This is a genomic window from Pseudomonas sp. KT_2_4 (assembly GCF_041410225.1).
In the GTDB taxonomy this organism is placed as follows: Bacteria; Pseudomonadota; Gammaproteobacteria; order Pseudomonadales; family Pseudomonadaceae; genus Aquipseudomonas; species Aquipseudomonas paracarnis.
On record NZ_CP166962.1, the window covers coordinates 1652524 to 1674644 of the forward strand.

Consider the following 22121-nt stretch of genomic DNA (forward strand, 5'->3'; position numbering starts at 1 on the left):
GCACCCACACCGCGATGGAGAGAATGCCCACCCTGGGCAATCCACTATTACGCCAACTGAAACGCCGGATGCTCGCGCAACGCGGTGACGCAGTAGTCGACAAAGCTGCGCACGCGCATCGACGCATGACGACCTTCGCGGTAAACCACATACACCGGCTGCGGCGGCAACTCGAAGGTAGGCAATAGGCGCTGCAACTGGCCGCTCGCCAGGTGTTCGTGCAGGGGGTAACTCAAGGCTCGAATCACGCCCGCCCCCTGCACCGCCGCATTGATCGCACCTTGGACAGTGGCGCAACGCAGCCGGGCGCGAGCCTTGAGGGTGTAATGCGGGAAATCCCAGTGCACCGGGTCGGTGCTGGTAATCAGATGATGCTGCTTGAGGTCGGCCGGATGTCGGGGTTCGCCCCGGGTCGCCAAGTAAGCGGGGCTGGCGCAAAGGACAGTGCCCACCTGCCCGACCTGCCGCGCAATCAGCGACGAACTGGGCAATTCGCCGACCAGTACCGCCACATCCAGCCCTTCTACGTGCAGGTTAGGGAAATAATCGTGATAGTGCGCGATGACACGCACCGCCGGGTAGCGATCCGCATAGCCGGCCAACAACGGCGCCATGACATAGCGGCTGAACAGCAACGGCAGGAATATCCGCAGGTCGCCCTGGGCCTGCACATGCAAACCGTTGGCCGAAGCCTCGGCCGCGTCCACCGCTGCCAGCAGAAGCACACAGTCGGCAAGGTAAGCCTGGCCTGCATCGGTCAGGCTGACCCCACGGGTGCTGCGTTGCAGCAAAACCACGCGCAGGCGTGCCTCTAGGCGCGCAACCGCTCGTACCAGCGTCGGGCCGGAGACCTGCGCATGGCGTGCCGTCGACGCCAGGCTGGGTTGCCCGGCCAGCGCGGCAAACAGCTGCATATCGCGAAAACGCTCCATCAGGCGCGCTGCTTCGTCGCCGCGTTCAGGGCCGGGTCCTGCCCGAGGCGATGGCTGAGGAAATCCACAAACGTATTGACCTTGGCCGGTATGCGGCCGTTTTGCTGGAACACCACGTGGATCGGCAGCGGCGCCGGTTCGAAATCCTCCAGCACCAGCTCCAGCTCACCCGCCGCCACCGCTGCCGCGACTTGATAAGACAGTACCCGCGTCATGCCCCAGCCCAGGCGGGCCAGGTTGATCGCGGCATTGTTGGCGGTGACAACCAGGCGTGGCTCGATCGGTACCTTCAGCGGCTGGCCGGCGTCGATGAATGTCCACTCACTGACCAGTTGGCTGGACGATGAGGTGACGAGCTTGGCCTCACGCAGCTGCTCGGGGCGCTGGGGCCGCCCGTGTTGGTCAAGATAAGCCGGCGATGCGCACACCACCCGGCGTACTTCGCCGACCTTGATCGCTTGCTGCAAGGATGGCTGCAGGTGGCCGATACGCACCGCCACGTCAACACCTTCGTCGGTCATATTGACCACCCTATCGACCAGCAAGGCGTTGATACTCACCAAGGGAAAACGGTCCAGATAATCCCCCAGTACCGGCGCCACATACAACTCGCCAAACAGTACCGGTGCGGTCACCGTCAACTGGCCGCCCGGGATGGAGTAACTGCCCGCCGCCGCTTCCTCGGCTTCGTCCAGCTCGGCAAGGATGCGTCGGCAGTCTTCCAGGTAACGCTGGCCGGCTTCGGTCAAGTGCAGGCTGCGGGTGGTGCGCGCCAACAACTGGGTGCCGATGCGTTGTTCCATGGCGGCAATGGCGCGGGTCACGCTGGGCGGCGAGGTGTTCAGGCGCCGGGCGGCAGCCGCGAAGCCCTCCTCCTCGGCCACGGCCAGGAACACCTGCATTTCATGAAATCGGTCCATCGGCGCCCCTTGGTTGTTATTGCGATTGCAGCCCCACCGCCGTGCGCGGCATGCCAACGAAACCCGGCAGTGCTTCGATGCTGGCGAGCCAGGCGCGCACCTTAGGGTAGTCGGCCAGGGACACATTGCCTTCCGGCGCGTGGGCCACATAGGTGTAGAAGGCGATATCGGCAATGCTGGGCTGTTCACTGGCGAGGAAACGGCTCTGGCTCAGTTGCTGCTCCATCACGCTAAGCAAGGCATGGGCACGGTTGATTGCGCCGACAGTGTCCACCTCGGCGCCAAACACCGTGGCCAAGCGCGCCGTGGCAGGCCCGGCATGGAGTGGGCCGGCGGCGGCCGAGAGCCAACGCTGCACCTTGGCTTGCCCGACAAGGTCGCTCGGCAGCCATTGGCCGCTGCCATAGGTGCTGGCCAGGTAAATCAGGATCGCATTGGAGTCGGCCAGTACCGTGCCGCCGTCATCAATCACCGGCACCTGGCCAAAGCTGTTCAGGGTGGTGAGGAACTCAGGCGTTTTATGCGCGCCTTGCTTGAGGTCCACCAGGATAAATTCACTCGCCAGCCCCAGCAGGGACAACATCAGCTCGACCCGGTGGGAGTGGCCGGACAGGGGAAAACCATAGAGTTTGATCGCAGGCTGGGTCATGACAGGCTCCAAATGAGTGGGTATCGACGCCAGGGATGTTCTACCGCTGCCCTGTCTGGCGGAATGACCAGGATTCACAATCCAGCATTTCATCCAGCGAAACAATCTTCATTGACGTCATGCCAAGACGGGCGCGAGGATTTCACGAAAAAATTCAAACTATCGCCGTCCCCATCGTTCACACCTTCACGTGCAACGTTAAGTAGGAGGCAACATGCAGTATCGACAACTGGGTCATTCCGGCCTGCTGGTATCGGAAATCATCCTTGGCACCGTCCCTTTTGGCGGTCGCGCAGAATTTGAAAAATGCGGTGCGGTGGATGTGCCCCTGGCCAAGCGCATGTTCGATATGGCGTTCGACGCCGGGGTGAATATGGTCGACACCGCTGACCTCTATTCCCACGGCCTGGCCGAAGAAGTGGTGGGCAAGGCGCTGGGCGACAAGCGTCACGACATTCTGCTGGCCACCAAGGGCCGCAGCCCGGTGGACGACAACCCCAACAACTCCGGTTCATCGCGCTACCACTTGATCCGCGCGTGCGAAGCCAGCCTCAAGCGCCTGGGTACCGACCACATCGACTTGTACCAACTGCACAACTGGGACGGCATGACGCCAATCGAAGAGACCCTGGAAGCCCTGCGCCTGTTGGTGGGTTCGGGCAAGATCCGCTATTTCGGCACCAGCAACTTCACCGCCTGGCAGATGATGAAAACCCTGGGCAAGGCTGAACTGCACGGCATGCTCAAGCCGATTACCCAGCAGATCTACTACACTCCGGAATCCCGCGAGGCCGAGTACGAGTTGCTGCCGTTGGCCCTGGACCAGCAGGTCGGCACTTTGGTGTGGGGCCCGATGGGCGAAGGCTTGCTGACCGGCACAACCCGCCGCGGGCACAAGCCACCGGCCAATACCCGCCAGGGCAGCGGTTGGCCGGAACCCTACGTCCACGACCAGGAACGTGCGCTGGACATTATCGAGACCCTCGCCGCCGTCGGTGATGAACACGGCGTCTCGGTCGCCCGTACCTGCCTGGCCTGGCTCAAGGATCGCCCGGGGATCACCTCGCTGATTGTCGGCGCCCGTACGGAAGCACACCTGCGCGATAACCTGGCGGCCACCGAACTGAAACTCACCGACGAGCAGTCGGCGCGCATCGAAGCCGTCACTCGCCGTCAGCCGTTGTACCCCTACTGGCACCGCTTCACCGCCGGGATTGATCGTTTTGATCCAGCGGAGCAACCCTTCCTGGCCGAGCATCAAAAAACCCTGGCTGCGCGCCAGGACAAATAAAACAGCACCTGCCCCAATGTCGATGAATTAAGCGAACGCAATCCCCAAAGCAACGAAAATCCTATGTGGGAGCTGCGCTTGACTGAGTGGCATTGGGGCAAGCCCACATTTTCAGGGTTGCACCGAACGGCAATGCTGCCTATATTTCCCGCCTGGCGCTCTCTACGCCACCTTCCGCGGAAAGGGCTGCGCCCAAGACATCCCAGCTCCACCACATTTCTACGACTCCCAACCTTGAAGCGGAAAAGGTTTGTGCAAGGAGCTCGTATGTCGCAACGCCCTTTGGCCTCCTCTACCAATGGCCGCCTCAACCTTGAGCAGCAGCGCAAGCGCGCCAAGGAACTGTTGTCGCACCTGAAAAAACTAGACCCCAGCGCCACCTTGGCCCAGGCCCAATGGCAGGTCGCCAGGCAATTGGGTTTTGCCAGTTGGCCCAAGCTCAAGGCGCATATCGATGCCCTGGACTTTGCTGCGCGCCACCCCGGTTTCGAGGCCAGCGACGAGGCACGTACTCACCATTGGCGCTGTGGCAATGACATTGCCCACAGCTTGCAGGTGGCTGGGTTCAAGGGCCGCTTCCAGATGCTCAGCGACCCACTGTGCATGGGCCCCGTACGCAACCTTCCCAGCGCCGAATTCCGCCGCCTGCGCAGCGCTTTTATCAGCCAGACTTTTGCCTTGACCCCTGCTGATGTAAACCTGCGCGTTGACGGGGAATACACCCAATTGGACGCACTGGCCGGCGCCGAACATAGCGTGTTGTGGTGTGAAGCGGATGCCTATGACCAATTGTTCCTGATTCGCGCACTCTCAAGTCTTGAACGCACGCCGAAAAAACTTGAGCTGATCGAGGTCGACCGCATACCGGGCGTCGAACGGTTTATCGGGATCGGGCAACTGGCGCCCGACGTGCTTGCCTGGCTATGGCCGCAGCGACGCTTGATCGACGACACGGCGGTGCACCTGGCCAAACAAGCCTGGTCGGCTTATTGCGACTCCTCGCCGACCAAGCTGGCAGAACTGGCCCGTACCGCTCACCCGAGCCTGCCGCTGCTTGCACCGGCGCTACGCCGCCAATTGCAGGAGTTGCCAGGAATTGAGGATGGCCTCTCACTGACCGAGCGCTTGGCGCTGAGGTATATCGCCGAAAGCGGGCCAGTGGCGTTTGCCCGGGTCTTCGCAGAGTTGATGGCCAGGCGCGAACCCCTGCCGTTCCTTGGCGACCTGATGTTTCATGCGCTGATGCGGCCGTTGATCGATGGCGAGCAGCCGTTGCTGGTGGAAACAGAGAGGGATCAACCATGGCCTAAGCGCCCCTTGGCGTTGACGCCACTGGGGCAGGCTGTATTGAACGGCGACACCAACTGGATGGACCACGCCAGCCATGAGCGTTGGGTCGGCGGTGTGTGCCTCAGGCCTCGGCAGCCCCATTGGCGAATGGGCAATCACCACATGCCCACCTGGGGTGAAGCCTGGCTTTAAGACGATTGCGAAACGGCAACGAGCCGCGAGCATCGCAAGTGATTAGACTGGCGTGCTGACCACGCCACCACGCTCTTCGAGACCCAGCCCATGCGCAACCTGTTCTTTGCCAGCCTCTGCTTGCTCACCACCGCCCTCGCAGGCTGCCAGCAACACCCGCCGGCCAATGACCAACTCGACGCCGTGCTCTGGACCCAGACGTCCATCGAGCACGAACTGATCTACCGCCAGCTCTTCGCCAATGCCACCCGTCAACTGGACGTCGCCCTGGCCGACCCGAGCTGGGACGCCCTGCCTTTTGCCCCACGCAACCTGGCCGGCCTGCCCCCGGCGGTGGTGGTGGATATCGACGAAACGCTGTTGGACAACGTGCCCCTCAACGCCCGCGACATCATCAACAATCAGGTCTATTCCTATGATCGCTGGAACACCTGGGTCGAGCAGGCCAAGGCCCAGGCACTGCCAGGCTCGGTGGCGTTCCTGCAGGCGGCCCGGCAAAAAGGCATCCAGGTTTACTACCTCACCAACCGAGAACACAGCCAGGTCGCGGCCACGGCCAAAAACCTGCGTTTGCGCGGTTTCCCGATTGAGAGCGACGCACAGATCCTGGCGGCCAGCACCCCCACCGGCCACTGCGAAAGCGCGGGCTACGGCAAGAACTGCCGCCGCCAATGGGTCGCCAACCATGCCCGCGTGCTGTTGATGGCCGGAGACTCCCTGGGCGATTTCGTGCAGGCCGAGCACAACACCCTGGATGCACAGCGCAAGGCCGTCGAACCCTATGTGAATTGGCTGGGCCAGCGTTGGTTCCTGCTGCCCAACCCGAGCTACGGCAACTGGTACAGCGCGCCGTATGGGGATGATGAGAGCTTGCCGTTTGCGCAGAAACGCAGGTTCAAGCAGCAGGCGTTGCTGTTGCAGCAATAGGGTGACGCCCTGCCGTGATGATCGTTCCCACGCTCTGCGTGGGAATACATCCTGTGACGCTCCGCGTCACGTTGTGCAGATGGGACGCGGAGCGTCCAGGGCGGCATTCCCACGCAGAGCGTGGGAACGATCAATGTGGGAGAGGGCTTATTGGGCGGGTCGCAACAACTGCATCTGCTGGCGATAATCATCCGTCACCTGCCGCGCCTGGCTGCTGCTGGTAATCACCCTCGGCGTAATCAGCACAATCAGCTCCGTGCGGTCCTTGGACTTGCCGGTATTGCCAAACAACCAGCGCAACCCCGGAATCTTCGCCAGGTAAGGCACGGCACTGACGCTCTCAGCGTTGTCCTGCTTGATCAATCCGCCGAGCAATACCGTCTGGCCACTCTGCACCGCCACCTGGGTGGACACCGAGCGCGTGGAGATACGCGGGTTCACCGGCGTCTCACTGTTCCCCGTCGGGTTCTGGGCATCACTGACCTGTTGCTGGATATCCATGTACACCAGCCCACCCGGATTGATGCGCGGCACCACATCCAGAATCACCCCCGTCTGCACATATTCCACACTGCTCAAGGTGGTGTCGGCGTCCCCGGTATTGACGGTGGTCTGGCTGATGGGAATGTTGTCCCCCACCTGGATCTGCGCCGGCTGGTTGTTCATCACCACCAGCGATGGCGCCGACAGCACCTGGGTGCGGCCGTTGGTCTCCAGGGCGTGCAGGGCCACTTGCAGGTTGGAACTGACGAAGGAGTAGAACAACGAGTCCGCCGCCCCCAGCCCTGCCCCGCCACCGCCCAAGGCGCCTTGGCTGCCGGAAGCATTGGCCACCGTGGTGCTGGTGGAATTGCCAGCCAGGCGGCCCAGGTACCACTGCACCCCCAGGTCCAGTTCGCCGGTGAGTTTGACCTCCAGGATGCGCGTCTCGATCTGCACTTGCAGCGGTGGGTTGTCGAGGCGTTTGATCGCCGCTTCGATCTCTTTCCATTGCGCCGGGCGGGTGCGTACCAGCAGTTGGTTGCTGCTCTTTTGCGCGGTGATGCGCGTGCCCGTTTCGAGGTCGCTGGTGGGCGATGCCTGGGTGTTTTCGGCAGGCTCGGATTCAGGTTCTTCGGCTGCGGGCACCGGGGCGCTCGCCTGCAAACCGGCACTGGTGGACGAGGACAGGGTGGTGGTACGCAAGCCCGGTGCTACCTTCGCCGGGGCGTCATCCTTGATCGCGCCATTACCGTAGATCTGCCGCAGGTACTTGGCCAGATCAGCGGCCTTCATATTGCGCACGTCGTACACATACATCTGCGGCTCGTTGCCGCCGCCCTCGTCGATGGTGCGGATCCAGTCGCCCACTTCGCTGAGGTACTGGGGCTGGGAAGAAATCGCCACCACCGAGTTGGTGCGCTCGACCGGCAAGAACCGCAGCATGCCGGCCAGGGGTGTGCCACTGTCCGCGCCGAACATGGCTTGCAGCTCGGGCATCAGCTCGGCCACCGAGGCGCGTTGCAGGCCGAACACCGCCACCGACATGCCCTTGAGCCAGTCCACGTCGAAGGTGTCGATGGTGTCCTGGTAGTTGGCCAGTTCGTCGGGCGTGCCGGCCAGGCTCAGGACATTGCGCGCCGGGTCGACCAACAAAAAAGCGTTTTCACGGGCGAAGGGTTTGAGCAGTTTCTGCATCTCGGTGGCCGAGATATAGCGCAGTGAAAACAGACGTGCCGAGAGGCCGCTGGCCGGTTGCGCCACGCGCATCTGCGGCACCAGCTTGCCCGCCACTGCCTGGTTGGCCGGCAGGATCACATAGCGGTTGCCCTGCTTGATCATGGCGTTGTCGGTCCAGGACAGCAGGGTTTCGAGAATCGACAGCGCTTGCTGTTTGTCCACGGGTTTGGAGGTGGAGAAGCTGACAGTGCCCTTCACGCCCTCGGCGATGCTGTAGTTCTCGTGCAACAGGTCGCCCATCACGCTGTTGATCACGGCCTCGATAGGCTGGTCGGCGAAGTTGAACACGATGTCGCCCCCCTGCTGCGGCACGTTTGCCGGCGCTGCGGGCTGGCGCACAAACGCTTGATTGCCACGAATCAGCTGGCGCTGCGGCGGAGCCTGGGTGGCAGGTGGAGGGCTTTCGGCCACAGGCGCCTGAAGCGCCGGGCGTTGTGTGCCGGTGCCCTGCAGGGCCTCGTGCAGCAGGTCGTCGTCCGGGGCGAGGGTGTCGGGCAAAGAGCCACAGCCGCTCAGGGAGACGGCGGTAGCCAGGCAAAACAGCGAAGTGCGCATATCAATCAAGGGAGAGACTCGCGGGGATGTGAGATCAGGGGTAACCGCTTACCGTAGAGGCTCAGGGTCTGGGTGCGCCCGTCCAGGGCAAAACGAGCGTATTGCGGGGTCAGGTGTTCCAGGCGCCAGCCGTTGGGCAACGCCTGGCCCAAGCGCACCGTGAGCGTTGGGCCACCGGCTTGCTTGAGCATGGCCATTTGCAGGTTGCCGGTGATCATGATGCCACTGAGGGTCAGGTTGGCCAGGCTCGCCACCTGGGTTTTACCCACCTCCCGGTCCGGGCGGCGATCCGGGCTGAACAGCGGCGCTTGCCAGGTACCGGCAAGGTCTCGCAACGCCGGCGTGGGAGCGGCCTGCACCTGGAAAGAGGGTGGCGCGTGCACCGGCGCATCGGGTAACCACCGGGGGGCATCGCCGATGCTGCTGAGGATCATCGCCATCAACAATCCCAAGAGCCCGGCCACGCCGAGCCAGCCCCATTCAAGAGGACGCAATGGGCCGATCATGGTGCCACCCGCGCCGGTTGCAGGTAGCCGCGCACCAGCAGTTGCACCGCCAGCTTGCCTGCTCCACCACTGGCTGGCGCCTGTTTGTCGCGACGAATATGCAGCTCATCGACGAACAGAAAAGGCGGCTGATATTCCAGCCCATGCAGGATCGCGGTCAGCGGTTCGATGGCGCAATTGAGCGTGAGGCTGACCTTGACCTGACGATAGGGCTCGCTGTCGTTTTGTTCAGGTGTGATCGGCTTGCGCTGGGTGAGGTTGCAGCCGCCGCCGAGGTTGGCGTGGCTGTTGATCAGGTCGGCAAGACGCTGCATCAGGTCGGCGGCGACCACGTCCGGGTCGTCCCCCGGCAACAGGCTGGCGCTGCTGGCCGGGTCTTGCTGTGCCTGCGCCAGCTGTTCGCGCAAGGCATCGCCCTGGCGTATGACGCTGGCATAGCGCTGCTGCTGTTCACGCAACTGTTCGGCCTGTTCACCCATGGCCCGCAGCGGCCCGGCGAACCAGCTGTCGATCAACAGCCAATAGGCCGCGCCGAGCACCAACGCCAGAGTCAACAAGGCGGCGCCGCGGCGTTCACGGCGTGTGAGGGGTCGGCGCATCGGCGGCCTCCTGGCGTAAGTGGGCACGCAAGGCAAACTGGTCCTTGCCGGTACGTGCGTCGGGTTGGATCACCCCTTCGAACTGTGCGTTGTCCAAGCGCTGGCAGCCTTTGATGCGGCTGATCAGGCCACTGGCCTTGGCGCTCTGGCCGGAAAAGCTCACCTCGCCGTCCTTGACGTCCAATTGGTCGAGCCAGGTGTCGGCGGGCAGGCAGCTGGTCAAGTCATTCAGCAGCCCGGCCAGGGGGGGTTGCGCCCGTTTGCGCTGGGACAGGTACTGCGCCGCACCACGGGTGTTGAGCAGTTGCTGGCGCAGGGCGTGCACCTGCGCGACCTCGGCTTTTTGCTGTTGAACAGTGGCGTGCATGCTGTCGAGTACCCGCTGGCGATCGTTGAGCCACAACAGCATCGCCGCAATCAGCAACGCGCCGCACAACCACGGCAGGCTGCGCTGCAATTGCTTGCCGGCAGAACGTGAACGCGGGCGCAACGGCGCGGGCAGCAGGTCGATACCCAGGCCCGCCGCGTCCACACGGTGTGGGTACAGGCCGAGGGCGGCACAGTCAGTGAGGACCTGGTCCAGGCGCTCGCGCAGGATCGCCACCACCCTCACCTCCAGGTGGCTGGGCGTGCGCTGCTCCAGGCGGGCGACAAAGTAGAGCTGCTCGGCGTTGAACGGGGTATAGCGGTCCAGTTCATAGCCAACCACCTCCACGAGGTTGCGCGCGGCAGCCAGAGGCAGTTGCACGCTTTGCTGCAACACAGCATCAGGAGCAAGCATCAGCACCTGGCGCGCATTGCCTGGCACCACCGGTGCCGTGAGCGGCCAGTGATGAACGTGCTCGGGCGGGTCCTGGAACGCCAGCCACTTCGGCACACAGCCGCGTAACTCTGTGAGCCACAGGCGCCAGCCTTGTTGCAGCAGGCTGCCGCGCCAATAGCGGGCAATTGGTTCGAGTTGAATCATTCTTGCCACCGCACCACCCGATAGGGCTGTGCGCTGTCCTCCGCAGGGCTTAATAAAAGGGTCAGTCGCAGGCGTGCCTGATAGCCGCCGGGGCGCTCGGCGCGGCTGTCGATTTCCACGACCTGGCCGGGGTCGACGCCCTCGGCATCCTGGCGTGGCAGGTTCAGCGCCTTGCGCATCAAGGGGCTGGCGAATGCCGAAGCGGGCCGGTCGAGGTCGCTCCACAAGGTAATTTCCGGCAGTAGTTGGGTGTAGAGCGCCTGGGTCATGCCAGGAAGTTGACGCACTTGCTCCAGTACCCGAAACGGCGCCAGGCCCTGATGGCGCCGCGTCTCAAGGGCCTTGGCCAACTGCTGGGCCTGAACCGGTGTGGCGCCGCAGGCCAGGGCCAGGCGCGTGAGGTCTTGGGGGGCAGCGTTGACCAGGTACAACTTGCCGCGCTCACTGCGCAGACTGACCTGCAAGCGGGCGTCGTCGAAGGTCAGCGCCATAGAACGCCCGTCCGCCACCCACTGCCCTTGCGCCATGACCTGTGCGATACCGGCCTGGGCGGCCAATAGTGTCTGGGTATGCTGGCGCAGCCACAGCGCCTGGCGACTTTGCAGCTGCACCCACCCGGCCAGGCCACCCAGCAATACGCTGAGCAAGGCCAGCACCCACAACACCAGCAACAGGGCCGCACCGCGTTGGCGCTTCATTCTTCGCTGCTCGCGCTGGACAGGTTCAGGCGCAGCGCAACCACCTGGGCGACCCATGGCACCGGCCCGTCGACGGAGGCGTCGATACGCACCGCTGTGGGCAAGCGCCGGGGCCAGGGCCACGGGCTCAACCAGTCGGTGGGCTGGCCCAGTGGCGAGACACCGCGATAGCTGAACTGCAGCGCCTCGACGTTGTGCAAAAGTACCTGCGGCTCATCGCGCTGCGCGTTGGCGTGGGAGGCCCTCTGCGAAAAAGCCACCTGCAAATCCTGCCCGACCCGTTGGAGGGTAAAGCGCTGGATCCCCCCGCCCAATACACCGGGCAAGGTCGCCACAAATTGCAGACGCTCAGGCGTGCCGATAAAAAAACCTTCGGCCTGGCTGTCATCGCCAGTGAGCTTTAGCGGCAGCGCCTCGCTGATCGAGGTGCGCAAAAACTGTTGGGCGGCGCGCATTTCATCCAGGCTGACCGTGTAGGCCTGGGCCTTGGCCACCGCCCGATTGGCCCCCAGCAACGCTGCGCTCACCAGCAGCAACAACACCGACAGCAAGCTGAGCACCACGAGCACTTCCAGCAGGGTGAAACCCTGCTCACGGCGCTTCACAGGCGCGCCTTCAAAGTGCTGAAGTGCGCCTGATGCGCGCCTTCACGCACGTTCAGGTCAAGACGAAACAGGTGCGGCTGTTGGCGGGTGCTGGTCAATTGCCAATGGATGCCGTCGAGTTGGCCTTGGCGGGTTCCTTCAATCAGCGGGCCGGCAGCTTCCTGGTCCAGCAGCGTGAGCGCGGCATGGGTAAGGCGGTCACTGCGGGCCACCTGGGACAAGGCGCGCGCGCTCTGGCCGAAGGCAACCAGCAACACGCTGCTGCACACCGCCATCAACGTCAGGGCGGCGAGCATTTCCAGTAAGGTGAAGCCGGCCTGGTGCTTCATGGCAGCGCCTTGGATTGCACACTGCCGGTAAGCCAGCCAATATCGATGCGCCAACGACGGCTGCCGTTGGCCAGCAGCAGATTGCCGCCGGTAGAACTGCCGTCGGGATAGAACACCACGGCGGCCCCGGCCTGCTCGGCACTGTGCAAGGTCACTTGCACCTGCGCTGGCCACTGCTGCGACGCACGCCCTGAAGCCTGGAATGTGCGGCCCTGGAGGTCAAACCGAGTGTGCGTCGCCTGGCCGCTGACGATGGCGCGCGCGCGCGTGGCGCGCAGCGCCTCGACCATCTGCGCGACCACCCGCCGCTCCTTGGCCACCTGTAGCCCTTGCCGTACACCCAGCCCCAACAAACCCGCCGCAATGCCGATCAATAGGATGACCACCAGCATCTCCAGCAGGGTAAAGCCTCGCTGGGCCACGGGCGGGTTATTCCCAGTTGCCCAGGTCGGCACTGTAGCCCTCGCCGCCGGGTTGGCCGTCCTGGCCGTAGAAGATCAGGTCGAAGGCGCCGTGCTCACCGGGGAAGCGATAGCCAAACCCGTGGCCGAACGGGTCTTTCAGCTCCGAAGGCTTGGCGTAGGGGCCGGCCCAGTTCGAAGCACTGGCCGGCTTGTCGAGCAGCTGTTGCAGGTTGTTGGGCGGCGCGCCCACGTCCAGGGCGTAGCTGTCGATCTTCATGCTCAAACTGGCCAGTTGCGCCTTGCCCGCGCCGTACTTGCCCTTGTCCACATTGCCACCGACCTGGCGCACCACAATGGTCGCGACAATGCCCAGCAGCACGATCACCGCCAGCATTTCCAAAAGGGTGAAGCCGCCTTGGCGGTGTCGGGTTTTCATCGGTTCTGCTCCTTGAAAGTTCATATATGGCTGGTGAGGCTCATCAGCGGCAGCATGATCGCCAGCATGATCACTGCCACCAGCACCGCCATGACCACGGTCAGGGTCGGCACCATTGCCGCGAGCAAGCGTTCGATGGCGCGCTTGGCCTCGACGTCGAAGATGTCGGCAACCTTGAGCAGCATGCTGTCCAGTTCGCCGGCCTGTTCACCGACTTCGATCATGTGCAGCGCCAGCTCCGGTAGCAGCGGCTGGCGACCGAACGCATCGGCCAGCGTACCGCCGCCCTTGACCCGTTGCGCTGCCAGCGCCACTTGCGCCTGGAGCGCACGGTTGCTGCAGACTTGCCGGGCGATCACCAGCGCGGGCAGCAGCGCCACGCCATTGCTGAGCAACGTGCCGAGGGTGCGGGTCAGGCGGGCGGCTTGCACCCGTTGCAACAGCGGGCCGATCACGCGGATGCCCAGCAGGTGACGGTCGTAACGCTCACGGCGCAGGGGGTCGCGCAGGCGCGCCGCCAGGATCCACCCACTGATCGACAACCCGGCCAGCACCACCAGGCCATAGGCACCGAGGAACTCGCCGAGCGCCAGGATCACCTGGGTGATCAGTGGAATCGGCACGCCAAGGTCCTGAAAAATCGGCACGAATTGCGGCACCACATAGGCCAGCAACAGCGCCAGGGAACCCAGTACACCCACCACCAGGAACGCCGGGTAGATCAGCGCATTGATCACCTCGCCGCGCAGTAACTGGCTGCGCTCCAGGTAGTCGCTGAGCTGGCGCAAGGTGCCCTCCAGCGCCCCGCCGGCCTCACCGGCGCGCACCATGCTCAGGTACAGCGGGGAAAACGTGCCGCCCTCCTCCTCCAGCGCCGCCGACAGCGGTTTGCCGGCCTTGACCTGGTCGCGAATACGCTCGATCAAGGCCTGCACCTGGGGATGGCGGGCTTGCTTGAGCAACAGATTTAAAGCGCGTTCGAGGGGCTGGCCGGCGCCCAGTAGCGTGGCCAATTGCTGGGTGAAACTCACCAGCGCTACGCCCTTCAACTGCCCACGTGCCTGGCGCAACAAGGGGCCGCTGGCCGTTTCGATGTGCAGCAACAACCACCCGCGCTGATGCAAGACGGCGACAGCGGCCGCTTGGTCAATGGCCTGCAACGTGCCGCTCTGGGCCACGCCCTGGCTGTCCAGGGCGCGGAACTTGAACAGGCTCACGCGTCATCTCCGCGGGTGACGCGCAGCACTTCTTCCAGGGAGGTGACACCGGCCAGGGCCTGGCGCAAACCGTCTTCATACAAGGTGCGCAAACCGGCGCGGCGGGCGGCGTGCTCGAGGCTGGCGGCGTCGGCGTGGCCCATCAGCAACCCACGCAACTCATCGTTCATCACCAACAATTCAGTGAGGGCGCTGCGGCCGTGATAGTCACCGCGGTAAAGCAGGATCGGACGCTGCTCGGTCAGGCGATCCAGGCCATGCTCCTTGATCAATTCCGCTGGGGCCTGGAAGGCTACTCGCGTGGCCGGGTCCAGGCGCCGCACCAGGCGCTGGGCGAGAATACCGCTGACCGTGGAGGCAATCAGGTAGCTTTCCACGCCCATGTCCAGCAAGCGCGTGATACTCGCCGCAGCGCTGTTGGTGTGCAGGGTCGAGAGGACCAGATGGCCAGTGAGTGACGATTGGACGGCAATGCGGCAGGTTTCCAGGTCGCGGATTTCGCCGATCATGATCACGTCCGGGTCCTGGCGCACGATGGCGCGCAGCGCTCCGGCAAAGTCCAGGCCGATGGCCGGCTTGACCTGGATCTGGTTAATCCCTTCAAGCTGATATTCCACCGGGTCTTCCACGGTGATGATCTTGCGTTCAGCGGTATTGAGCTGCGACAACGCGGTATAGAGCGTGGTGGTTTTGCCCGAGCCCGTAGGCCCGGTGACCAACAGGATGCCGTGGGGCCGCGCCAATAGATCCTGGAAGGCCGCCAGGCGCGGGCCATCAAAGCCCAGGCTGGGGAAATCGAATTGCACGGTTTGCCGGTCCAACAGGCGCATCACCACCGACTCGCCGAAGCTGGTGGGCACCGTGGACACCCGCAGATCCAGCGCCTTGCCCTGGATGCGCAGCATGATGCGCCCGTCCTGGGGCAGGCGTCGTTCGGCGATGTCCAGGCGCGCCATTATCTTCACCCGCGAGATCACCGCCGCCGACGAACTGGCAGGCGGTGCTTCGGCGTCGTGCAGCACGCCGTCGATGCGGTAGCGCACCTTGAGTTGGTTTTCGAAGGGTTCGATATGGATATCCGAGGCGCGCTGTTCCACGGCGCGCTGCAGGATCAGATTGACCAGGCGAATCACTGGCGCTTCGGAGGCCATGTCCTTGAGGTGTTCGATGTCTTCCAGCACGCCGCCCTGCTCATCGAGGTTTTCGATCAGGCTGCCCATGGCGGAACGGCCCTGGCCGTAATAGCGCTCGATCAGTGTGTCGACTTCATTACGCGAACCGATGGCCAGCCAGACCGGCACCTCACAGGCATACGCCAGGGCCTGGAACGGATACCACTGCGCCGGGTTGGCGGCCATTACGCGCAACCCGCCCTGATGCCAACCCATCGGCACGACCTGGTAATGACGCATAAAGCGCTCGGTGAGCACGGGAAGCGGGTCGAGCAACGGCGGCGCCGCGTCGGCCAGCAGCAGTGGCGCATTCAGCAAATCGGCCCAGGCGCGAGCCAGTTCGACCTCGGACACCAGGCCCAGGCGCGTGAGTAAACCGAGCAGGTCGCCAGGCTCAGTGGATAAACGCTGGGCGCGTTCCAGATCAGCGATTTTGAGCCCGGCGTGCTGCATCAGCCACGCGCACACCTGGTCGGTATGCGGGATCTGCATTTTGCAAGCATCGATGGGCGCTGACGACATCATTGAGGAATATCTAACGTTGCGAAAAGTATGGCTATTTAGAACTACCGAACAATGCCATTAGTTCGCCATAGCCCAGGCAGGCGTTAGCCGGGTGTATCGACTGGAAGTTATAGCCCTAGTTCCGGACGAGGGGGTAATTAAATACAAAACATTGCCAAATGCACTGATTTAGAGCGTTGACAGCCAATAGCCACTAGTTGCACTTAGCCATAATTAAGTTGTTCAGGTGCTCTCTCGTTCAATTAACTGACAGTGCAAAAGATTCAAGCGCTCAACTTCCTCATCGGTTGCTAATACACCCAGACTTTGCAGGACGCGTGTGGCGGCGAGCACACCGATCTCCAACGCGGGTGGCTGGAGGGTGCTGAGGCTGGGCAACAACATGTGGGCAAACGGGTAATCGCCAAAACCCAATACGGCGCAGTCCTGGGGGATGCTCAGCCCGGCGCGTTGACCGGCCAGCAAACCGCCCGCGGCGAGGTTGTCATTGGCGAAGAAAATCGCATCGGGCGTGATCGCCTGCCCCATCAGCGCTTCCATGGCTTGCTTGCCGGCTTCGAAGGGCGCACGGTCGGCGTCCGGCACAAAGACCCACGGGTGCACACCCAACTCGGAGAGGGTCGCGGTAAATCCATCGCGCCGCTCCAATGCGCTGAAGTCGCCCACTGCACTGTTTTGTACGAAGGCGATGCGTCGATAGCCTTTGCCATGCAAGTAGCGCGCGGCGGTGACGCCCACTTCATAATGAGAAAACCCCACTTGCAACGGCGCGCGTTCCGGCACGTAGTCCCAGGTTTCGACGATCGGTATATCTGCCTCGGCGATCATCTTCTCGGTGCCAGGGCTGTGAAAGCGGCTGGTCAGCACCAGCGCTGCCGGCGACCAACCGAGAAAAGCGCGCACCGCGCTTTCCTCCTGCTCGACGCTGAAATAGCTGGAGGCCAGCAACAGTTGGTAGCCGTGACGATTGAGGGTGTCGCTGAAGCCCTGCAGCGTATTGGCAAAAATCGGCCCCGAGATATTCGGAGTCACCATCGCAACGATTTTGCCGCGCGCGGAGGCCAACCCGCCGGCCACCAGGTTCGGCACATACCCCAACTGCGCGACTACCTGGGCGATACGTTCACGGCGCTCGGGTGACACCTGTTCAGGTTGGTTGAAGTAACGCGACACCGTAATGGCCGACACCCCGGCCTGGCGCGCCACGGTATTGAGGGTGACGCGGCCGGCGCCCCGGCGCTTGCGCGGTTTGTGTTCGTTCACGGCAAAAACCTCAAAAAGGAATATAAAACTAATTTTTTAGTATTTGACGCTCTAAACCGACGCCTTCAATAATGCCGATGTTAGCGCTAACAAAGCGCACTGTCTGCTACTCGCTCGAGCGAATGCCCAAGACATTTTCAGGCGCTGAAGGTCGCAGAACCGCAGCGGACCAGGGTATTTTTTCGAGCGGGCACAGCATGCATAACTTTCCACGGCACACCCATTTGTTGCTTCTGGCTGGCCTCAGCGCCTTGCCCGTCTGCGGCGCTGTAGCGGCTGACGAACAGGAACCCACGCTCCAATCCGTGACAGTCACCGCTACCCGCCGCGAAGAATCGCTGCAAAAAGTCCCGGTGGCCGTCTCGGTGCTCGATGGCGAGCAACTGGAGCGTGACAATCGCAACGGGGTGGCGAGCATCGCGCAGCAAGTACCGTCGCTGAACTTTCGCACCGGCGCCTCGAACAAGGACACCTCATTGTTCGTGCGCGGCGTGGGCACCATTTCAACCTCGCCGGGCGTTGAGCCAACGGTGGCTACGGTGATCGATGGCGTGGTCTATGCACGCCCCGGCCAGGCCACACTCGACCTGTTGGATTTGGAGCGCATCGAAGTGCTGCGTGGCCCGCAAGGCACGCTGTTCGGCAAGAACGCGTCGGCCGGTGTGCTGAATATCACCAGTAAGGCGCCGACTGCCCAGACCCACGGTTTTATCGACCAGTCGTTCTACAGCGGCCATGAAAGCCGCACGCGCTTTGGCATCGGTGGCAGCCTGGTGCCGGAGGTGCTCAAGGGCTCGATCAGTACTTTGTTCGGCAGCTACGACGGTAACGTCGACAACCGCCACAACGGCCAGGAGGTCAACGGTTACAACCACAAGGGCATTCGCGGCAAGCTGGAATTCACGCCCAACGATGACGTGACACTGACCCTGATCGCCGACTACATGCAATCCCACGACGACGCGCCCAATGGCGTGGTCAGCAAGTCCCTCAGCCCGGCGTTCAGCAATGCCTTGAGACCGGTGCGCGCCTCAAGTGACAACCGCGATATCAACACCGATACCCGCAGCCATGTGGAAGACATTAACAAGGGCTTGTCGGCGCAGTTGGACTGGAATCTGGGTGACTACACCCTCACGTCAATCACCGCCTGGCGCGGCTGGGACAACACTCAATATCAGGATGGCGACCGTCTGGGCACGGTCACCGCCGCGTTCCCCGGCACCGCTGACAAGGGCGACCTGGCGTTCGACCAGTATTCCCAGGAGCTGCGCCTGGCCTCGCCCAAAGGCGAGTTCCTGGAGTACGTCGGCGGCCTGTTCTACATGCATGGCAAGGATGAGGAGACCTATCAGCGTACCCTCACCACCACGACGCGGGTCGATAGAGGCATTGCCGACTACAGCACCACCAGCGACAGCTACGCGGTGTTCGGCGAGACCACGCTCAACTTCACCTCGCGCTTTCGCGGCATCGCCGGGTTGCGTTACACCCATGACGACTTGCAGTACGACCATCGCCGCGTGTCCACCTCTGCCACTACCGTCAGCGGCATTCAACCGGCGACGTCGAGTTCCGGTTCGGTAGACGAGGATGGTTGGTCCGGTCGGCTGGGCGTGCAGTACGACCTCAGCGACAACATCACCAGCTACCTCACCTACTCACGTGGCTACAAAGGCCCGGCCTACAACGTGTTCTTCAACATGCAGCCGCGCGATACCGACGCGCTCAAGCCGGAGACCTCCAATACCTGGGAAGCCGGAATCAAGGCCACGGCCTGGAACAACCGCCTGACCACCAACCTGGCGGTGTTCCACAGTGACTACGACAACTACCAGGCCAACTTTTTTGACACGGTTGCCGGCCAAGTCGTGACGCGCCTGATCAACGCCGGCAGCGTCAGCACCGAAGGCGTCGAGCTCGATTACGCCCTGCAAGCCACTCAGCAACTCAAGCTCTCCGGCGCCCTGGCCTATACCCGAGCGCGCATCGATCAGTTCGCGTGCCCGCCAGGCGCAGCAGCAACCTGCAACGTCAATGGCAAACCACTGCCGTTCAGCCCGGACTGGAAAAGCTACGTGCGCGCCGACTACAGCATCCCTCTGGATAACGGCCTGGATATCGAACTGGGCACTGACTACAGCTGGCAGAGCGAAGTGCAGTACGACATCAGCCAGAACCTCGACACCAAGCAAGGCGCCTACGGCCTCTGGAACGCCAGCGTGGCCCTGGCCGACTACACCAATGGCTGGCGCGTGGCGCTGTTGGCGAAGAACCTCGCTGACAAATCCTACTCACCGCTGCTGGCCAGCGGCGGCAACTACATCTACCGCGCCGTGCCTCGTGACGATGAGCGTTACTTCGGCGTGCAACTACGCAAGGATTTCTAGCATGGGCCGTCAACTCAAACTCGGCGCCTTCCTGATGGCCACCGGGCACCATGTGGCCGCCTGGCGCCACCCCGACGTACCGGCGAACGCTGGCCTGGACTTTGCCCACTACAAGCATTTGGCACGGGTGGCGGAAGCGGCGAAGTTCGACGCCCTGTTCGTGGCCGACAGCATTGCCGCCGCCACCGGCGAGGTCGCCAGCCAGATGGCGCGCTCGGATCATTTCGAGCCGCTCACCCTGCTCTCGGCCCTCAGTGCCGTGACCGAACATATCGGCCTGATCGCCACCGCCACCACCAGCTATAACGAGCCGTACCACGTGGCGCGCAAATTCGCCTCGCTGGATCACCTCTCCGGCGGTCGCGCAGGCTGGAACCTGGTGACCTCGGATAACGCGGCCGAGGCGCTGAATTTCGGTCGCGACGAGCACCTGGGGCATGCCGAACGCTACAGCCGCGCACGGGAATTTCATCAGGTGGTGACGGGGCTGTGGGACAGCTGGGACGACGACGCCTTCGTGCGCGACAAGGCCAGCGGGCGCTATTACGAGCCAAGTAAGCGCCATGTGCTGGACCATGTGGGCGAACACTTCCAGGTCAAAGGCCCCCTGAACGTGGCGCGCTCGCCCCAGGGCCAGCCTTTGATCGTGCAGGCTGGTTCCTCGGAAACCGGTCGTGAACTGGCCGCGCAGACCGCCGAAGTGGTGTTTACCGCGCAGACCTCATTGGCCGACGCACAGGCCTTCTACAGCGACCTCAAAGCTCGCCTGGGCCAATACGGGCGCGAGGCCGATTCGCTGAAAATCATGCCGGGCGTGTTTGTGGTGGTGGGGCAAACCGAAGCCTTGGCCCAGGCCAAATTCGAAGCGTTCCAGGCGCTGGTCGAACCCGAGGTGGGGGTGGCGTTGCTGGGGCGCATGCTGGGTAATTTCGACCTGTCCGGCTACCCCCTCGATGGGCCGCTGCCCGAGTTACCCTTGACCGACAGCGGTCAACGCAGCCGCCAGCAACTGCTGAGTGAACTGGCCCAGCGCGAACAGCTGACATTGGCGCAACTGGGCCGACGCATTGCCGGTGGCCGCGGTCATTACAGCGTGATCGGCACGCCGATTCAGATCGCCGATGAACTGCAGCGCTGGTTCGAAGAAGGTGCGGCGGATGGCTTCAATATTCTGGTACCGCACCTGCCGGGCGGGCTGGAGGATTTTGCCCGCCTGGTCATTCCCGAATTACAGCGACGCGGCTTGTTTCGTCGCGAATACACCGGCACCACACTGCGTGAAAACCTTGGTTTGGCGCGCCCGGGCAACCGTTACAAGGCGGCTCGATCATGAAGAACACGGCCAGCTCGCCGAGCAAAGGTGGCCTGAGCGATTACTGTTTTGTCGCCAACACGAACCTGTGCACCAGCCCACCACACACGCCACCGAGCAAAGGCACCACCCAGAACACCCACAACTGGGCTATCGCCCAATCGCCTTGAAACAGTGCCACGCCCGTACTACGCGCCGGGTTAACCGATGTATTGCTCACCGGAATGCTGATCAGGTGAATCAAGACCAGGACGAACCCGATGGCCAGCGGCGCAAAACCGGCCGGCGCCTTTTTATCGGTAACACCCAGGATAATCAGCAGGAAAAACGCCGTGAGTACAAACTCGGTGACCACCACTGACAGAAACGAGAAGCCACCTGGAGAGTGCTCACCATAACCATTAGTGGCAAACCCGGCCGACACATCAAACCCGGCCTTGCCGCTGGCGATCAGGTACAGCACCCCGGCAGCTGCAATCGCACCCAGGACCTGAGTGAGGATGTAGGGCGCCACGTCCTTGCCGTCAATCCGCCCGGCGGCGAGCAAACCCAGGGTGACCGCGGGATTGAAATGCCCGCCGGAAATATGGCCGACGGCGTAGGCCATGGTTAATACGGTTAAGCCAAATGCCAAGGCCACGCCGACAAAGCCGATGCCCAGCTCAGGGAAGGCGGCAGCCAGAACGGCACTGCCGCAACCGCCCAGTACCAGCCAGAATGTGCCGAAGAACTCGGCGGCTAGACGTTTTGTCATCAGGTAACTCCTTGAAGTTAGGTCAAAGAGTGGGAGCCTAACAACGGGGTACCGGCGTTGGATGTGGGAAATTTCCTTGGTGTGTGGTGATTATGAAAAATGGCGACGGATGCTGGGAAGGGCATTTATTCCCTGAAAAAGCCCAACCGTCACCGATTGGGCTAATTCATTGAATAATATGGTCGGGACGGAGTGACTCGAACACCCGCCCCCTGGCGCCCCATGCAAGCGGACACCTCTGCTGGTCTCGGTCGTCGACTGGGCGATTTCAACGGAAAAGGCCGCGCTGAGAACAGAGTTGATGCCGATCTGCACGCCCATCCGTATGAACCCGGAGCCGAAAGCTGCCCCGTCCGGTAAAGGCTATGGATTACCTCCCAGTCGGGTTGCCTTGAGGCGAAACAAATAGCCCGGCGCTGGGCCGGGCTATCGTCATTGCTACCTGCTAAGCCAGCAGGTCTGCGTCCCG

21 protein-coding genes are annotated in these 22121 nt (G+C 62.9%); 5 read left to right on the plus strand and 16 right to left on the minus strand.

Annotated features, from left to right (window positions below; translation table 11 throughout):
* Window positions 1-47 precede the first annotated feature (47 nt).
* Genes AB9N64_RS07330 through AB9N64_RS07340 form a run of 3 tightly spaced genes read right to left on the minus strand, consistent with a single transcriptional unit; the run spans window position 48 to window position 2501 of the window.
* Window positions 48-932 carry a LysR family transcriptional regulator gene (locus AB9N64_RS07330; protein ID WP_371360096.1) on the minus strand — a complete coding sequence of 295 codons (885 nt, stop codon included), beginning with the start codon at window positions 930-932 and terminating at the stop codon, window positions 48-50.
* Window positions 932-1852 carry a LysR family transcriptional regulator gene (locus AB9N64_RS07335; RefSeq protein WP_073844906.1) on the minus strand — a complete coding sequence of 307 codons (921 nt, stop codon included), beginning with the start codon at window positions 1850-1852 and terminating at the stop codon, window positions 932-934. Before AB9N64_RS07335 ends, AB9N64_RS07330 begins: the two co-directional genes overlap by 1 nt.
* Window positions 1853-1868: 16 nt before the next feature.
* A complete protein-coding gene (locus AB9N64_RS07340) occupies window positions 1869-2501 on the minus strand; it encodes a glutathione S-transferase family protein (RefSeq protein ID WP_014719095.1) in 633 nt (210 codons plus the stop codon).
* Between the two features lie 214 nt (window positions 2502-2715).
* Between AB9N64_RS07340 and AB9N64_RS07345 the strand changes: the two genes are divergently transcribed.
* The 3 genes from AB9N64_RS07345 (at window position 2716) to AB9N64_RS07355 (ending at window position 6201) form a co-directional block, all read left to right on the plus strand.
* Window positions 2716-3792, plus strand: coding sequence for an aldo/keto reductase (locus AB9N64_RS07345; protein WP_014719096.1), 1077 nt, complete (start codon window positions 2716-2718; stop codon window positions 3790-3792).
* A 267-nt stretch (window positions 3793-4059) separates the two neighbouring features.
* Window positions 4060-5274: a DUF1835 domain-containing protein gene (locus AB9N64_RS07350; protein WP_073452980.1), complete on the plus strand. Its 1215-nt coding sequence runs from the start codon at window positions 4060-4062 to the stop codon at window positions 5272-5274.
* A gap of 90 nt (window positions 5275-5364) precedes the next feature.
* Complete coding sequence (locus AB9N64_RS07355; RefSeq protein ID WP_371360097.1) at window positions 5365-6201, plus strand: 5'-nucleotidase, lipoprotein e(P4) family; 837 nt, start codon at window positions 5365-5367, stop codon at window positions 6199-6201.
* Between the two features lie 147 nt (window positions 6202-6348).
* Here the strand turns inward: AB9N64_RS07355 and gspD are convergent, their stop codons facing one another.
* The 12 genes from gspD to AB9N64_RS07415 form a co-directional block, all read right to left on the minus strand.
* Window positions 6349-8475 (minus strand): type II secretion system secretin GspD, encoded by a 2127-nt coding sequence (gene gspD, locus AB9N64_RS07360; protein WP_371360098.1) that lies wholly within the window; start codon window positions 8473-8475, stop codon window positions 6349-6351.
* A gap of 5 nt (window positions 8476-8480) precedes the next feature.
* The gene (locus tag AB9N64_RS07365) at window positions 8481-8981 is read right to left on the minus strand and encodes a general secretion pathway protein GspN (RefSeq protein ID WP_072446239.1); all 501 of its coding nucleotides are present in this window, start codon (window positions 8979-8981) and stop codon (window positions 8481-8483) included.
* Window positions 8978-9580, minus strand: coding sequence for a type II secretion system protein GspM (gene gspM, locus AB9N64_RS07370; RefSeq protein WP_032902001.1), 603 nt, complete (start codon window positions 9578-9580; stop codon window positions 8978-8980). The genes AB9N64_RS07365 and gspM overlap by 4 nt, the downstream gene beginning before the upstream one ends.
* Entirely contained in the window at window positions 9555-10547 is a 993-nt protein-coding gene (locus tag AB9N64_RS07375) for a PilN domain-containing protein (protein WP_060767776.1), read from the minus strand. Before AB9N64_RS07375 ends, gspM begins: the two co-directional genes overlap by 26 nt.
* Window positions 10544-11245, minus strand: a complete 702-nt coding sequence (locus AB9N64_RS07380; protein WP_019821141.1) for a hypothetical protein — start codon at window positions 11243-11245, stop codon at window positions 10544-10546. The genes AB9N64_RS07375 and AB9N64_RS07380 overlap by 4 nt, the downstream gene beginning before the upstream one ends.
* Window positions 11242-11850, minus strand: coding sequence for a prepilin-type N-terminal cleavage/methylation domain-containing protein (locus tag AB9N64_RS07385; RefSeq protein ID WP_072433813.1), 609 nt, complete (start codon window positions 11848-11850; stop codon window positions 11242-11244). The genes AB9N64_RS07380 and AB9N64_RS07385 overlap by 4 nt, the downstream gene beginning before the upstream one ends.
* Window positions 11847-12179, minus strand: a complete 333-nt coding sequence (locus tag AB9N64_RS07390) for a type II secretion system protein (RefSeq protein WP_014719114.1) — start codon at window positions 12177-12179, stop codon at window positions 11847-11849. Before AB9N64_RS07390 ends, AB9N64_RS07385 begins: the two co-directional genes overlap by 4 nt.
* Window positions 12176-12601, minus strand: a complete 426-nt coding sequence (locus tag AB9N64_RS07395) for a type II secretion system protein (protein WP_371360385.1) — start codon at window positions 12599-12601, stop codon at window positions 12176-12178. The genes AB9N64_RS07390 and AB9N64_RS07395 overlap by 4 nt, the downstream gene beginning before the upstream one ends.
* 7 nt (window positions 12602-12608) lie before the next feature.
* Window positions 12609-13019 carry a type II secretion system major pseudopilin GspG gene (gspG, locus tag AB9N64_RS07400; protein WP_019821138.1) on the minus strand — a complete coding sequence of 137 codons (411 nt, stop codon included), beginning with the start codon at window positions 13017-13019 and terminating at the stop codon, window positions 12609-12611.
* Window positions 13020-13039: 20 nt separating this feature from the next.
* Window positions 13040-14236 carry a type II secretion system inner membrane protein GspF gene (gene gspF, locus AB9N64_RS07405; protein ID WP_038450676.1) on the minus strand — a complete coding sequence of 399 codons (1197 nt, stop codon included), beginning with the start codon at window positions 14234-14236 and terminating at the stop codon, window positions 13040-13042.
* A complete protein-coding gene (gspE, locus tag AB9N64_RS07410) occupies window positions 14233-15900 on the minus strand; it encodes a type II secretion system ATPase GspE (protein WP_230957573.1) in 1668 nt (555 codons plus the stop codon). The genes gspF and gspE overlap by 4 nt, the downstream gene beginning before the upstream one ends.
* Before the next feature lie 255 nt (window positions 15901-16155).
* Window positions 16156-17196, minus strand: coding sequence for a LacI family DNA-binding transcriptional regulator (locus AB9N64_RS07415; protein ID WP_019821135.1), 1041 nt, complete (start codon window positions 17194-17196; stop codon window positions 16156-16158).
* Between the two features lie 197 nt (window positions 17197-17393).
* On the opposite strand from AB9N64_RS07415, the gene AB9N64_RS07420 reads away from it, so the two are divergent.
* Window positions 17394-19586 carry a TonB-dependent receptor gene (locus tag AB9N64_RS07420; protein WP_032902007.1) on the plus strand — a complete coding sequence of 731 codons (2193 nt, stop codon included), beginning with the start codon at window positions 17394-17396 and terminating at the stop codon, window positions 19584-19586.
* Between the two features lies 1 nt (window position 19587).
* A complete protein-coding gene (locus AB9N64_RS07425) occupies window positions 19588-20919 on the plus strand; it encodes an LLM class flavin-dependent oxidoreductase (RefSeq protein ID WP_371360099.1) in 1332 nt (443 codons plus the stop codon).
* A 40-nt stretch (window positions 20920-20959) separates the two neighbouring features.
* Here the strand turns inward: AB9N64_RS07425 and aqpZ are convergent, their stop codons facing one another.
* The gene (gene aqpZ / locus AB9N64_RS07430; RefSeq protein ID WP_371360100.1) at window positions 20960-21652 is read right to left on the minus strand and encodes an aquaporin Z; all 693 of its coding nucleotides are present in this window, start codon (window positions 21650-21652) and stop codon (window positions 20960-20962) included.
* Between the last annotated feature and the right edge of the window lie 469 nt (window positions 21653-22121).